Genomic DNA, 14,647 nt, shown 5'->3' on the forward strand with positions numbered 1-14,647 from the left:
GTACAAATATTAACACTGTTAAGGATAAAGATAACGTCATTCAAGCTATTTCAACCGCCTTTTTCGTAAACGCCTGCAGTGTGGATATTGAGGACTGTGACAAGGTATTGCGGGTGATCAGCCCCCAACAGGTGGCCGAAAAATCCATTATCGAATTTGTGACCCGGCTGGGCTTCCATTGCGATATTCTCGATTGATCCCCCGAAACGTATGCCAATAGCGAATATTGAGTTTGAGGGTACCCCTGCTTCAATCTCAATATTCCTTTTTCAGTTTTCCCCACTATCTTAGCCCCAATTATTACCAAAAAAAATAATCTATCCCGAATAGGGGTATTGATTCCCTGTTACGTCTTATTAGCAATGTCAGACAAATCTGGAATAAATTATCTCAAAATCACGATTTACCTTTTATGAAAACTACGGTCACCATGTTGATGACCTTGCTGGTATTAATGCTGGCAACGCGTCCAACGATAGCACAACAACGTTTTACGGTTAGTGGCTATGTAAAAGACAAACAAAACGGAGAAAGTCTGGTTGGGATCTCTATAGGTAAACCAGGTACTTCCGTCGGTACCGTTACCAACCAATACGGCTTTTACTCCCTTACCCTCCCTGCCGGGGAACATGAACTTCAGTTTTCGTATATGGGATATGCTCCTGTTAAGACAACAGTAAGTCTCAATAGCAACAAAACACTGGACATCAAGCTGGAAAGCAGCAGCAGCCAGCTCAATGAAGTCACTATCAACGGGCAGAAACAGGAAAGAGCGGTAAACACCCTCAACACCAGCATCAACAGACTGGACATCGCGCAAGTGAAAAAAATGCCCGCTTTTATGGGAGAGGTGGATGTAATCCGCTCTATCCAGACGCTGCCGGGCGTAACTACCGTGGGTGAAGGCTCTTCCGGCTTTAACGTACGCGGTGGCAACAGCGACGAAAACCTCATCCTGCTGGACGAAGCACCTGTTTATAACTCCAGCCACATGCTCGGCTTCTTCTCCGTATTCAATCCGGATGCGGTAAAAGGTATCAACCTCATCAAAGGTGGCTTCCCCGCTGAATACGGTGGCCGTACCTCTTCTGTACTGGACATTCGTATGAAAGACGGTAACAACCAGAACTTCAATATCAACGGTGGTATCGGCAATATCTTCAGCCGCCTGTCAGTAGAAGGTCCGCTGGTAAAAGACAAATCATCCTTTATTGTGGCTGCCAGAAGATCTTACATCGACATCCTCATGAAACCCTTTGTAAAAGGTGACATGAAGGATACCAAACTGAACTTCTACGACCTCACCGCCAAAGCCAACTACAAATTCGATAAAAACAATACCCTCTTCCTCAGTGGCTACTTTGGCAGAGACAAATTCGGCCTGGGCAAAGACGTTGACATGAACTGGGGTAATGCTACCGCTACCCTGCGCTGGAACCATGTGTTTTCCAACCGCCTGTTCCTCAACCTCACCACCTACTACTCTAAATATGATTATAGCCTCAACTTCAGCAATGGTTCCAAAAAACAGGACGACGAACAGCTGCAAGGCTATAAATGGACTTCCGACATTGTAAACTACGGTCTGAAACCATCCTTTACCTACTACCTCAACTCCGCTAATATCCTGCATTTCGGCGTACAGGGCATCTATTATACCTTCCGTCCGGGTACCGGCACAGGTACCGAAGGGGATATCAAACGTATTAAGGAACTGACAGATAAACATGCACTCGAGTCTGGCGTATATTTAGATCATGAGTGGAAGCCTACAAAGAAATTCGGTATTCAGTACGGCGGCCGCTTCTCTGCCTATCAGCTGATCGGTAAAGGTACTGCCTACTATTTCAACGATACCACACCTGGTATCCGCAAAACCCTCATCGGCAGCAAAACCTATGGCGCCAATGAGCTGATCAAAGGCTACTACTACTTTGAGCCTCGCCTCAGTGCCCGTTATGCCTTCAACGATCAAAATGCCGTGAAAGTAGGTTACAGCAAAACTACCCAGTTTATGCACCAGCTCTCCAACACCGCATCCCCTACCCCACTGGATATCTGGACACCCAGCACCAACAACATACAACCCAGCCTGTCTGACCAGTATACCATCGGGTACTTCTACAATTCCCCCAACGACTCCTATGAGTTCTCTGCAGAAGCTTTCTATAAAACCACCAAACACCAGCTGGACTATATAGACAATGCAGACCTGCAGCTCAACCAGCTTATCGAAGCGGATCTGCTCCCTTCAGAAGGACGCGCCTACGGAATTGAACTGTACGCTAAAAAAGATATCGGTAAAACCACCGGCTGGATCAGCTATACCCTTTCCCGCTCAGAAAGAAGAACACCTGGTATCAGCCTGGATGAGTGGTTCCTGAACCGTTACGATCGTACACACAACTTCAACCTGGTACTCACACATACCTTTACCAAAAGGACTTCCCTGTCTGCCAACTGGGTATATGCTTCCGGTACACCCGGCACTTATGCTGACAACAGGCTGCAGTTCCAGGACTGGGACATCCCGTATAACAGCACTGAACAACGTAATAACTACCGTCTGCCGGCGTTTCACCGGCTCGATCTCTCCCTCACCCTCAAAGGCAAACAGCTGAAACGCTGGAAAGGAGAATGGGTATTTTCACTGTATAACGTGTATGCACGCAGAAACGCCTACAGCATCTACTTCAAACAAAATGAAGATGATCCCAACAAACGGGAAGCTGTTCGTCTCTCTATCATCGGTTCCATCATACCGGGTATCACGTACAACTTCAAATTTTAATCTGTCTAAAAAGTAATTACATGAAAAAACTGTCATTGCTCATCATATCAGCATTAGTAGGCCTTACCGCCTGCGAAGACAAAATAGACCTCGACATCGCTCAGGGTAAATCTTTGCCGGTGATGGATGCCTGGATCACTACAGAAGCGGGACTGCAAAAAATCAAATTCACTATGTCTGTACCTTTTACAGACAACAACCCTGCACCAATTATCAACGATGCCGCCATCACTCTGTTTGATGAAACTGCCGGCAAATCTTATGCATTTGGCTTTAAAGACGGCATGTACAGCTATGATGCCACCAACCAACCTATCGGCGTAGTAGGCCACGCCTACAAATTGCATGTGGAATATAAGGGAGAGATATTTGAAGCATACGATACTATCAAAAGAGTGACCACCATCGATTCCATCACCCTGAAGTATAAAACCAAGGAAGAAACGATGAACGGTAAAGAAGGCTACTACGCTACTATGCACGCTAAAGATATAGAAGGGGCTACCGATTATTACTGGATCCGCTCTTATCGCAACGATACGCTCAGACGCCTGCGCGACGGCTTCTCCATCGACGGCTCCTATGACGAAGGCGTTTCTGACGGTGCCACCTTTATCCTGCCAATCGCAGAAGGCATCACCGACTGGAGCAAACCATTCCAGGCCAACGAAAAAGTGATTGTGAGGCTGATGTCCGTTACCCGCCGCAGCTTCGACTTCCTCAGGCAGGTAGACCAGCAGGTGAATGCCGGCGGTCTCTTTGCCAAAGTGCTGGAGAATGTAAGATCCAATGTCAATAATGTTACGCCTTCCGGCAAAACGAAAATACTGGGCTGGTTTGGTACTTCCGCCGTCAGCCGGTCGGAGAAACTGGTTAAGTAAACCGACGAATTTTATTAAAAGGGGGATTTCCGGTGTCGGAAATCCCCCTTTTTTTGTAAATTAAGGTGAAAGAAAGAATCCATATGCCTCCTAACCTGATTATGTATGCCATCCCCGGTTTTGTGCTGCTGATACTGCTGGAGATTATCATTACCACCATAGATCACAGACACCTTTATGAGCCCAAAGATGCCCTCAGCAGCATTGCGATGGGACTTGGCAACGTATTCATCGGCCTATTCACCAAAGGTGTTATTCTGGGCATCTATCTTTTTCTGTATCAATACCGGTTTTTTACCCTTGGCTTTACCTGGTGGGCATGGGTATTATGTTTTTTTGCAGACGACTTCAGCTACTACTGGTTTCACCGCAGCAGCCATACCGTGCGTTTTTTCTGGGCATCACATGTAATTCATCATTCTTCTCAGAAATATACACTGGCTACAGCGCTGCGTCAAACATGGACCGGCAACCTCACCGGTACTTTCGTTTTCTGGCTCTGGATGCCGCTGGCAGGCTTTCATCCGGTGATGGTACTGAGTATGCAGGCCATCAGCCTCATTTACCAGTTCTGGATACATACAGAAGTGATCCATAAACTACCCAAACCAATAGAATACATCTTCAACACCCCTTCTCATCATCGGGTACATCACGGCTCTGACATCGAATACCTGGACCGTAACCACGCAGGCATCCTCATTGTCTGGGACCGTCTGTTCGGCACTTTTACACCGGAACGGAAACGACCGGCATATGGGCTTACCAAAAACATTCACACCTACAATCCTCTGCGCATCGCTACCCATGAGTGGCTGGACATATGGCGCGATATCCGTCACGCCCGGTCTTTACGGGAGGTATGGCACTATCTGCTGGGGGCTCCCGGCTGGAGCCCCGATGGAAGCCGTCAAACCACCCGCCAGCTAAGAAACCGTTAAACTATTGACCGGATTTTTTCTGGCTGCGTTCATACTTTGTACGCTGACCGTCAGCATTGCCACCAGCACAGCTCCCATGCTGGCTGCCGCAAAGATCCACCAGGAAAGGGTGGTATGGTAAACATATTGCCCCAGCCAGCGCGTCATACCATAGTATCCCAATGGCATGGCAATGAGAATCGAAATGAAAATCAGCCGGATAAAATCACCGGATAACAAGGCCCAGAGATTAAAAACAGAGGCCCCCAATACTTTCCGGATACCAATCTCTTTGGTCCGGCTCGACACGATAAAAGCCGACAATCCAAATAATCCCAGACAGGAGATAAACACGGCCAGCCCCGCAAATATGGCTGCCAAATGGCCCAGGCGTTTCTCGTCAGAGAACTTTCTGGCATAGTTGTCATCAATAAACTTACATTCAAAAGGAGCCGCAGGATTGTATCGCCTGAACACCTGTTCTACTTCGGCCAATGCCGCTACTATCCCGGCTCCCGGCCTGATGCGCACGGTGATAAAATTATGCCATTCGTACCCCAGTATAAAAAGCGTAGGGGCTACCGGCTGGTAAGGTGATTCCATAATCATGTCTTTCACGACACCCCGGATCTGACAAGGTTTTCCACCGTAAAGTACCGTCTCGCCCACCGGATGGGCAAAGCCCAGCAACCGGGCAGCCGTTTCATTGATCACCAGAGAACCTGTATCGGTAGCATATTCCCGCGAAAAGTCCCGTCCATCCTGTAACTGCCAGCCCATGGTTTTGCCATAGTCATGCGTAACGGCTATACATTTAAACTGCGGTACCATATTGGGATCTTTACCCTTCCAGCTGATATCCTTTACATTTTCCGGCACTTCCGTAGCTGCTACGGATGAATAAGCCATATCCGCTACAGCACCGGATTCCAGGAGATCCTGCCGCAGTCTGTTGTAATTGGCCTGATATAATTGCGGGGTATTTATTCCCAGTGTGATCAAACCTTCCCTGGTATAACCCGCAGGCCGGTTGCGTGCATATTGCAGCTGGCGGAAAACGACCATGGTCCCGATCACCAGCGTGATAGATACCGTAAACTGTAACACAATCAGCACCTGCCTGGGCAATCTGGATGTTTTACCTGCTGCGAAATTACCTTTCAGCACTTTGACAGGCTCAAAGCGGGATAACAGAAAAGCCGGATAACTGCCTGCCAGCAAACCTGTGACCAATGTAAAAAGCAGCATGCCAGCCCAGAAAAGCGGATTCCCCCATGGAAGTGCCATATCCTTTTCTGTAAGTGTATTCAGGGCAGACAGACCACCCTGTACAATCAATACACTCAGCACCAGTGCAAACAAAGCTACCAGTATAGATTCTGTCAGGAACTGCCCTATCAGCTGGCTGCGCAAAGAACCAATGGCTTTACGTAACCCTATTTCCTTCGCGCGATGCTCACTCCGGGCTGTCGCCAGGTTCATAAAATTGATCACTGCCAGCAGCAATACAAACAAACCGATGGTAGCTACCAGCCTGACCATACGGATACGGCCACCGGTATTAAAACCATCGGTAAACTCACTGTAAAGGTGCCATTTGTTCATAGGATGCAGTGAAAATGTCTCTTTACCGGCCTTATCATGTCCCTGCGCGAGGTCCCTGATTTTGGCAGATACTGTTGACAGCGAAGCCTGATCATTCAGCTCCACGATCAGGTCCCAGTGGTGGGAGCTCCAGTCTTTTTCGGCATCTTTCAGCCATACCAGCTCCCGCTCAGCTTTTGTCCAGGGCAGGAATAACCGGGTGTCATGGAAGGAGGTATTGTTGGGAAGATCTTCGTAAACGCCGGCCACTTTCAGGTCCATGCGGTTATCCATGCGCAGTATTTTGTTTATGGGATCTGTGTCCCCGAAAAGTGCTTTCGCCAGTGATTGAGTCAGTAATACCGAAGAAGGATCGTTCAGGGCATCCTGGCGGCCGGCAATCATTTTAAGAGACAGCATCATCGGAAGATCGGGCTGCGTCCATCTACCGGCGGCGGATATCTTAGTATCCCCGTTGGCCAGGGTATGGGTATAGTTGGGAAACGCCACCGCGATCCGTTTAAAGTCAGCCCCGTATTTACTGCGCAACTCGTCAGCCAGTGGAATGGGGACACCCGGACTGGTGACCAGCGCCCCGTTGTTCTGTTCTGTGCTCACCATACGGGCCAGGTGGTCATGACGTTCATGATAGTAATCAAATGACCATTCATCCCATACCCACAGGCCTATCACTAAAGCTACGGCCATACCCATGGCCAATCCGATCATGTTAATACCGGTATACAGTTTATGATAATAAAATTGGCGGAAGGCTATTTTGATATAGTTTTTTATCATATGCTGTTAATGAATTATCTATCCGCACCAAGGAGATGCCAATAAATATATATCTAAAAGTTACAACAATACACATATACTATTTTCATCTTTGTTCGGTTTTAAGACATAAATTGTTCGTTTTTGCTGACTTTGTTCGTTTTCCGTTCATCCCGGTTAAAAACCACTTTATCACTTTCCCTTGCGATTTTTTTGGAATTACGAAAACAATCGTACATTTGTTTACGAAGATATTCGTACAACAATAATCATTCTGAGCAAACCATGACTGGGAAACATATAAAGCCAACTGAAAGCGAACTTGAGATTCTGAGTATCTTATGGGAGAAAGGTCCCTGCACTGTACGGGAAGTGCATGATATCTTATCTGAAACCAAAGATGCCGGTTATACTACTACGCTGAAGTTAATGCAGATCATGCATGAGAAGGAGTTGCTGGAACGAGATACCAGCAGCAAAACGCATGTATACAAAGCAGCTGTTTCGCAGGAAAAAACGCAACAGCAACTACTGAATAAAATGATTGATACTGTCTTTGGCGGATCGGCATCCAAACTGGTATTACAGGCATTGGGGCATCATCGTTCTTCCGAAGCGGAGCTGGATCAGATCCGGCAATATTTGTCTGAGATGGAAAAACAACAAAAGCGATAACAGGTAAAAAAACTGACTATGCACTTATTACCTATTACCGGTGATCTGGTACGGGCACTGGGCTGGAGTATTCTCCATGCCATCTGGCAAGCTTTTTTCGTATATGCCTGCCTGAAAGTAGTATTGAAACTATGGCCCATGGCCAGTGCCAGGATCAAATACAACCTGTCGTTTTTTGCACTCACTGGGATATTTGCCTGGTTTCTGATTACCTTTTATCAGCAGTTGCAAGCTATTTCTGCTACCCGTCAATTGGTGGTACAATATAGCGCCACTGATCTGGCCTTACTGGCCGGGCAACCTGCCGCCCCCTATCCCGGGCAGGCAAAGATGGCACTGTTATTTCCCAGCCTGGAGCTGTGTTTTCCAATACTTGTTACCTTATACCTCGCAGGCATGCTGATCATGGCGATCAAGTTGGCATCCGACCTGCTGCAATTGCACAGAATCCGCACTACCATGGTAGAACCTATGGGTGAAGCATGGGAAAAACATCTCCACAAACTGATGGCACAGTTACAGTTGTCCCGTAAGGTGCAGCTACTGCTGTCCCGTTATGTCCAGGTCCCGGTGATGATGGGTTTCCTTAAACCCGTGATCCTGCTGCCGGTGGCCATGGTCAACAATCTGTCGGAAGAACAGCTGGAAGCCATCCTGCTGCACGAACTGGCACATGTTAAACGCAATGATTATCTGTTGAATATCTTCCAATCCGTTGTTGAAACCATTCTTTTCTTCAATCCCTTCGTATGGCTGATTTCCCGTATCATCCGCCAGGAAAGGGAACATTGTTGCGACGACCTCGTTATCGCGGGGACCGTTCAACCCCTGCATTATGCCCGGGCACTGGTTGCATTGGAAGAGTACCGGTTAAATTCCAATCCCCTGGCCATGGCTGCTGCAGATGACAAACAACATCTGTTTTACCGCATCAAAAGAATCATGGAGATGAAAACAAAACATCTTAACTATAGCCAGAAACTCATGGCAGTCCTGATCATTGCTACTGCACTCGTTTCCATTGCATGGCTCAACCCTGCCAAAGGAAAGAGCCAGGACCAAAAACAACATCAGGAAAAAGCTGCAGCTGATACCAGCATCCGCCAAACAGTTATTTATACCGGTCCGGCCACACCCGTTCCGCCTCCACCACCGGCGCCTTCCACCATCCCCGGACCAGGCCAGCCTGTTCCTCCGGATGCTCCACCACCGCCGCCGGACGCACCGCCAACACCAGATGCTCCGCCTCCACCACCGGATGCTCCCGATTTATCAGATCCTGATGTTCTTACATTTGTCTACAATACCGTAGGTCCCATGGTAATGGCTCCCAATGCTGCTACCCACATCTCACCTCTATCAGCCTTCTTTACTGACAGCGTTCCTGGCCGTTCCCGCACCAGCGATTCACTCATGATCAGAAAGCAGCTGCAGGCCGCACAAAGAAGCGTGGAAAAAGCCATGCAGCAGCTTAAAGAGGTAGACATGAAGAAGATACAGGCAGAAGCCAAAGCTGCTACCGACAAGATTGACTGGAAAGCACTGGCCCAGGAATCACAGGCTGCCCAGCAAGCTGCCCGCGAAGCACTGAAAAGCATCGACTGGGCCCAGCTTCAGAAAGACATCAAGACTGCCTACGAGGAAACCCGGAACAGTGAGGAATGGAAGAAGGCTAGTGCAACCATGCATAAAAAAATGGCAGAAAACAGGCTTATCATGCAGAAAAGTATGCGCGAAGCCAACAGTAAACTGATGGCCCTCAATCAGCAACGGATGATCGTTATGCGTGACTCCTTCAGAGCCCGCGGAGAGGAAATGCATAAACTGATGGATGAAAAAAGAACCGCGGAAAATGCCCACAGGCAAGCGGAACGCGCAAAAGTGCAGGCCGAAATCGCGGCACGAAACGCTCATGGTGCCAGTGAAAGAGCTGCCACCACTTCTAAAACGTACCGCGAAATGATCAACAAAATGGCCGATGATAAATTGATTGATACCAAACAATCTTTCTCCATCGAGAAGAATGAAAACGGTCTCTATATCAACGGTGTCAAACAACCAGACAATGTGGCTGACAAATACCGTGGATACATGCAGAGCAAACGGATGAATATCAAACAGCAGGCTCCCGGCAATCTCAATATTGACATAGAAAACTAATCGTTCGTTCGTACCAAATAAGAAAGCGCAAAGAATGATACGGCTGGAGTTGCTAACAGCGGCCCGTCGTATTCTTTGCGCTTTCTGCATTTCAGGATTACCGAATAGGGGTCCTAAGGTAATCCAGGCATAGGAATGAACACCATAACCTGTTATTTAACCAGGTTTATATAGAAGGATAGTAACAATAAAGGCGATAGGCTGTTTCCTCTATTGATATCTAAGTTCAACAACTGAGTACCAATCAAACTGATACCCACTTATGACAGGATGATCAACATAGACAACCTTATAGATGAGCATATGAACATCTATAGACTAAAAATTGAACTGTGATGATAGTGATGAATCTGATGAGGCTAGACGAACAAACACCAACAATTGAGCGCTATTAATCCGCTGAATGTAAAATGGTAAAACCGACTACTTGCAGCACTGGCCCCACGATGATTTCCATTTCCGTAACTTTGGCCATGGCAGGCCCTTTACGGCACCAGGTCAAAAATTCTTCCATCACCGTCTCTTCCGCTTCTGCCAGAATCCATACTGCCTTGTCCTGCGTATTTTTGATCTGTCCCTGCACACCCAGCAGGTCCGCCATATGCTTTGCATTAGCCCGGTAACCAACTCCCTGTACGCGGCCTCTCACAATGATTTCTTTATGCACGATTGATTTGGTTGTCATAATATCAATGGTTATCGCTAAAAAATGTCTGAATCAGGATAATACAGATTGGTAAGACTCATTGGTGTATCTACCGATGATCGAACGAATGTAACGATTAATCCTGTGGCACTGAAATACATTTATCCTTATCAGTCCGGTACTCAACACCCGGTGCATACAGCTACTATGGCCGATATACCAGCGGATAATCATTTTATCCGGAATATCACCTGTACCTGCACACTGATAACTGCGTAACAGTGTAGTAAGTAAAGAAAAGACAGAGAATGGTTAACTTGGGGGAAACAAACTACAGATGATAAATTGAAGAAACAGGGGTAACAAAATAAGTATCTGCAATCTTTACTGCAGCATAATGTGATTCGTTCAATTTTCATCCAATGCATCTCCAACTGCCCTTCCCGATTCAGACAATGATCTACATGATACAATATAAATGATTCAACTGCTTATGCAGCATAGTTGAATAATGATCCGGTCATATGTTCAATATCACCAAACACAATGTCTCTCACTCTTTCATATTTGCCTCCTGTCACGGGTCTTCTCATCAGCGTTAAACAGTGGCAATTGAAACTCCGTACAAACAGCCGTTGTGTTAAAGCCGGTAAAACTTTGGCTACTGCCGTGTCATCCAGTCCCCTGGCTACTGTCATGTAAGGTTTGAAATTCTGTGGCTTCAGATCAAAACACTGCATAATACTTTTGTGCAGGTCCATCAGCGGTTTGGGATTGGCCACATTTACACAGATACTCTGCCGTCCGTCTGCATGTTTCAGCGCTTCCAGCCGGGAGGTATAGATCGCAAAACCTGACTGCCGCTTTGCTACTGATTCCACCATATCAATAAAGTCATCTTCAAAACGTTGCGGAAACTCAGATCTGAACAATGGGATATATACCGGTGCCGTAATTACAGCTGCATCCTTTAAAGAGGTTGCTATAAACTGACGAATCCGATTTACATCTTTCGATACTACTACATCCGGATTCACCACCAGTAAATAATCAAATAACGCTTCCGAAACTTCATAATTCGTATTCATAACCTGATATTTTAATTCTTCCTGTTAGAATGACAATACGAATATACAACCTTTTCCCAGAAATACTAATTTTTTTAGTATTTTATACTAAAAAAATACGCAGAAATATTTCCCGCGTACAACCCAAATATCTCCAAACGCAGCGTAGATACACCTTTCGATGTATCTACGCGTTATTTTTTTTGCTAAAAAATACTAACTCAGGTGCTGAATGATAGCCACAAAATCGCCGGCCACCAGAGAAGCACCACCAATCAGGCCGCCATCCACATCGGGGTTGGCAAACAGTTCACCAGCATTGCCTGGCTTGGCGCTGCCACCGTACAGGATAGTCAGGTGCAGTGCAGCCTCACGGCCGTATTTGGCGGCAATCTGGGAACGGATAAATGCATGCATATCCTGTGCCTGTGCTGCACTGGCGGTAAGACCGGTGCCAATAGCCCAGATCGGCTCATAAGCAATCACCACATCTTTGAACTGTTCTGCTGTGAGGTGGAACAGGCTTTCCTCCAGCTGTTTGGCTACATAAGCATTCTGGGTTTCTGCCTTCCGGATATCCAGCGGCTCACCGCAACAGAAAATAGGCTTGATGCCAGCTGCCAGGGCCTGATCTACTTTCCGGGCCAGCACCCCGTTGCTTTCCTGAAAATACTCCCTTCTCTCAGAATGCCCCAGGATCACGTAATCCACACCTACAGACTGCAGCATCTCTGCGGAAACCTCGCCAGTATAGGCGCCGGATTTTTCGCTGGCACAGTTCTGCGCCGCCACATAAAAGCCCGGATAGTTCTTCAGCAGCGATTTAGCCCTGGTCAGATAAGGAAATGGAGTGGCTACCACTACTTCCTGCCCTTCCGCCAGTTTCAGTCCGGCCTGCAGAATGTCGTTGATCAGCTGTTCACCCTGTGCCAGTGTAAGGTTCATCTTCCAGTTACCTGCAACAATTTTCTTTCTCATAGATTATTGTGATATTAAGTTTTAAGGTCGTTGTGCATTGGTTTCGTTAAATACCGCCTCCAGTATCTTCCTGTCTGTATCCTCCAGCTGCCGGCCTTTAAAGGCCATCCACGCGGCAGCATCACGCAGCGCTTCCGGCAGCCGGTACGCGGCCATGCCCACCTGGTGGCCCCAACTGAATGATGGCAAAAACACCGGCGGGAAACCCGCACCAAAAATATTACAGGATACACCCACCACCGTACCGGTGTTGAGCATCGTATTAATACCACAGCGGCTGTAATCACCCATCAGCACACCACACTTCTGCCCTGCTGTAGCAGTTGACTGCAAGGCTTCCATCCATATCTTTACAGGGGCCGCATTATTTTTCACGTTGGAACAGGAGGTATTAGCCCCCAGGTTGCACCATTCACCGATCACCGCATCGCCAACATAACCATCATGTGACTTGTTGGAATACCCGAAAAAGACACTGTTCTTGATCTCTCCGCCTCCAATGCAATACGGGCCCAGCGTAGTAGCCCCATATACTTTTGCTCCCATCTTCAGTACTGCGCCCTCTCCCAGTGCCACAGGCCCTCTCATGGCACACCCTTCCATCACAAGGGCATTACGGCCAATATAAATAGGCCCTGTAGACGCATTCAGGATACTGCAGTTCACCGAAGCTCCCGGCTCCAGGAAAATATTCTCCGGCGCCACTACCTGGTTGCCTTCCGGCAACGGAGCAGAAGTCCTCCCCCGCGTCAGCAGAGCAAAGTCCTCCCGGATAGCCTGATCGTTCAACATAAATATGTCCCAGGGCTTAAAAATCCCTTTTACCGGGCCATTATAGTTTTTACGATCGGCAGATGCCAGCAGATGTACTTCACTGCCCTGGCTCGCTTTAGCAATAAGGTGATTGTCTTTATAGAGTTCCTGGTCTGGCTTCAGGGCAGCAACTGCTGCTACCAGCTCCTCATCCGGCAGGATATGTCCATTTAATAGCACGTTTATCCCGGCCTCACTGGCACGGTTCAACGGAAACTTTTCCTGTAAATGCGGTACAGTGAAATGACTTACTCCTGTACCCAGCCAGTACGCCCATTTCTCCTGTATGGTAAGTATTCCTACTCTGCAGGCGGCAATGGGTCTTGTATATGTAAAGGGGTATAACAAGTCACGTACGGGCGTGTCGAAAAGAATGTAATTACGCTCCATAGGGGTTAAAAATAAAAAATCCCATCGATAAGCCGATGGGATTCTTTAAAAATATCTCTGCAAACACTTATGCTTTCTTAGCGTAGCGTTTGTTGAATTTATCGATACGTCCTGCGGTATCCACCAATACGTTCTTACCAGTATAGAAAGGGTGAGAAGTATTGGAAATTTCCAACTTGATCAACGGATATTCATTGCCGTCTTCCCATTTAACGGTTTCTTTGGAAGGAGCAGTGGAACGGCTTAAAAAGCTGTATCCGTTTGACATATCTTTAAATACCACAAATCTGTAACTTTCTGGATGGATTCCCTGTTTCATATCAAATATTATTGTAAATACAGGGTGCAAAGGTAACCAAAAATCTTTAACACCCAAAGTTTATTGTAAAAAAAATCAGGATTTCATATTTACATACTGTAAAGCGATACCCAGGTTGGCTTCCCGGCACTTTTGTATAACATCCTGTAAATCATCTATTTTCTTAGCGGTTACCCGTACCATGTCGTCCATAATGGCGGCTTGTACCTTTAAACCGGAATCTTTGATCATCTTTACGATCTTTTTGGCATCTTCCTGCTTGATCCCGTTACGGACAGGAATATCCTTCTTATACACTTTTCCGCTCTGGTAACCTTCCTTGCTCTGGTCATAGATAGCAGCGTCCAGGCCCTGACGCATGGAACGGGAAATCAGCACGTCCAGCACCTGACCCAGCTTCATATCACTGTCTACTTCTATGTTCAGCACCAGATCTTTCTTATTCAGCTCTATTACCACATGAGAACCCTTGAAATCAAACCGGTTGGTGATCTCCTTCTTCACTGTGTTAATGGCATTATCCAGTGTCTGTAAATCTACTTTGCTAACAATATCAAAGGACGGCATAACGCAACTTTTTTTTATATTCGGACGACAAATATAAAAAAGAAAAAGCAGGTAGTGAACTACCTGCCGATATATAAAT

At 46.9% G+C, this 14,647-nt stretch carries 12 protein-coding genes; 5 read left to right on the forward strand and 7 right to left on the reverse strand.

Annotated features, from left to right (window positions below):
- The first annotated feature begins 412 nt into the window (after positions 1-412).
- The 3 genes from KD145_RS10300 to KD145_RS10310 all read left to right on the forward strand — a co-directional run bounded on the left by KD145_RS10300 (position 413) and on the right by KD145_RS10310 (position 4,613).
- A complete protein-coding gene (locus KD145_RS10300; RefSeq protein WP_212005808.1) occupies positions 413-2,791 on the forward strand; it encodes a TonB-dependent receptor in 2,379 nt (792 codons plus the stop codon).
- A gap of 20 nt (positions 2,792-2,811) precedes the next feature.
- Positions 2,812-3,672 carry a DUF4249 domain-containing protein gene (locus tag KD145_RS10305; RefSeq protein ID WP_212005809.1) on the forward strand — a complete coding sequence of 287 codons (861 nt, stop codon included), beginning with the start codon at positions 2,812-2,814 and terminating at the stop codon, positions 3,670-3,672.
- Between the two features lie 65 nt (positions 3,673-3,737).
- Positions 3,738-4,613, forward strand: a complete 876-nt coding sequence (locus KD145_RS10310) for a sterol desaturase family protein (RefSeq protein WP_249219787.1) — start codon at positions 3,738-3,740, stop codon at positions 4,611-4,613.
- Here the strand turns inward: KD145_RS10310 and KD145_RS10315 are convergent.
- Positions 4,599-6,974: an ABC transporter permease gene (locus KD145_RS10315; RefSeq protein ID WP_212005810.1), complete on the reverse strand. Its 2,376-nt coding sequence runs from the start codon at positions 6,972-6,974 to the stop codon at positions 4,599-4,601. The two genes, KD145_RS10310 and KD145_RS10315, sit on opposite strands and share 15 nt — an antisense overlap.
- A gap of 264 nt (positions 6,975-7,238) precedes the next feature.
- Between KD145_RS10315 and KD145_RS10320 the strand changes: the two genes are divergently transcribed.
- Together KD145_RS10320 and KD145_RS10325 are read left to right on the forward strand one after the other, a co-directional pair.
- Complete coding sequence (locus tag KD145_RS10320) at positions 7,239-7,628, forward strand: BlaI/MecI/CopY family transcriptional regulator (protein WP_113617989.1); 390 nt, start codon at positions 7,239-7,241, stop codon at positions 7,626-7,628.
- Positions 7,629-7,646: 18 nt separating this feature from the next.
- Positions 7,647-9,788 (forward strand): M56 family metallopeptidase, encoded by a 2,142-nt coding sequence (locus KD145_RS10325; RefSeq protein ID WP_212005811.1) that lies wholly within the window; start codon positions 7,647-7,649, stop codon positions 9,786-9,788.
- Positions 9,789-10,179: 391 nt separating this feature from the next.
- Here KD145_RS10325 and KD145_RS10330 read toward each other — a convergent pair whose 3' ends face one another.
- From KD145_RS10330 to KD145_RS10355, 6 genes are all read right to left on the reverse strand, one after another.
- Positions 10,180-10,473 (reverse strand): acylphosphatase, encoded by a 294-nt coding sequence (locus KD145_RS10330; RefSeq protein WP_212005812.1) that lies wholly within the window; start codon positions 10,471-10,473, stop codon positions 10,180-10,182.
- A 452-nt stretch (positions 10,474-10,925) separates the two neighbouring features.
- On the reverse strand, positions 10,926-11,522 hold the full coding sequence (locus tag KD145_RS10335) for a 2'-5' RNA ligase family protein (RefSeq protein ID WP_212005813.1): 597 nt from the start codon (positions 11,520-11,522) through the stop codon (positions 10,926-10,928).
- 195 nt (positions 11,523-11,717) lie between these two features.
- Complete coding sequence (tpiA, locus tag KD145_RS10340; RefSeq protein ID WP_113617984.1) at positions 11,718-12,479, reverse strand: triose-phosphate isomerase; 762 nt, start codon at positions 12,477-12,479, stop codon at positions 11,718-11,720.
- A gap of 21 nt (positions 12,480-12,500) precedes the next feature.
- Positions 12,501-13,682, reverse strand: coding sequence for a putative sugar nucleotidyl transferase (locus KD145_RS10345; protein ID WP_212005814.1), 1,182 nt, complete (start codon positions 13,680-13,682; stop codon positions 12,501-12,503).
- Between the two features lie 67 nt (positions 13,683-13,749).
- Complete coding sequence (locus tag KD145_RS10350; protein ID WP_113617982.1) at positions 13,750-14,001, reverse strand: type B 50S ribosomal protein L31; 252 nt, start codon at positions 13,999-14,001, stop codon at positions 13,750-13,752.
- A gap of 75 nt (positions 14,002-14,076) precedes the next feature.
- Positions 14,077-14,568, reverse strand: coding sequence for a YajQ family cyclic di-GMP-binding protein (locus tag KD145_RS10355; protein WP_212005815.1), 492 nt, complete (start codon positions 14,566-14,568; stop codon positions 14,077-14,079).
- Positions 14,569-14,647 lie beyond the last annotated feature (79 nt).

The sequence above is a fragment of the Chitinophaga sp. HK235 genome (assembly GCF_018255755.1).
Taxonomy (GTDB): Bacteria; Bacteroidota; Bacteroidia; order Chitinophagales; family Chitinophagaceae; genus Chitinophaga.

Coding starts and splice junctions, on each gene's coding strand:
- KD145_RS10300 (WP_212005808.1), top strand. CDS start 413: ATGAAAACTACGGTCACCATGTTGATGACCTTGCTGGTATTAATGCTG.
- KD145_RS10305 (WP_212005809.1), top strand. CDS start 2,812: ATGAAAAAACTGTCATTGCTCATCATATCAGCATTAGTAGGCCTTACC.
- KD145_RS10315 (WP_212005810.1), bottom strand. CDS start 6,974: ATGATAAAAAACTATATCAAAATAGCCTTCCGCCAATTTTATTATCAT.
- KD145_RS10320 (WP_113617989.1), top strand. CDS start 7,239: ATGACTGGGAAACATATAAAGCCAACTGAAAGCGAACTTGAGATTCTG.
- KD145_RS10325 (WP_212005811.1), top strand. CDS start 7,647: ATGCACTTATTACCTATTACCGGTGATCTGGTACGGGCACTGGGCTGG.
- KD145_RS10330 (WP_212005812.1), bottom strand. CDS start 10,473: ATGACAACCAAATCAATCGTGCATAAAGAAATCATTGTGAGAGGCCGC.
- KD145_RS10335 (WP_212005813.1), bottom strand. CDS start 11,522: ATGAATACGAATTATGAAGTTTCGGAAGCGTTATTTGATTATTTACTG.
- tpiA (WP_113617984.1), bottom strand. CDS start 12,479: ATGAGAAAGAAAATTGTTGCAGGTAACTGGAAGATGAACCTTACACTG.
- KD145_RS10345 (WP_212005814.1), bottom strand. CDS start 13,682: ATGGAGCGTAATTACATTCTTTTCGACACGCCCGTACGTGACTTGTTA.
- KD145_RS10350 (WP_113617982.1), bottom strand. CDS start 14,001: ATGAAACAGGGAATCCATCCAGAAAGTTACAGATTTGTGGTATTTAAA.
- KD145_RS10355 (WP_212005815.1), bottom strand. CDS start 14,568: ATGCCGTCCTTTGATATTGTTAGCAAAGTAGATTTACAGACACTGGAT.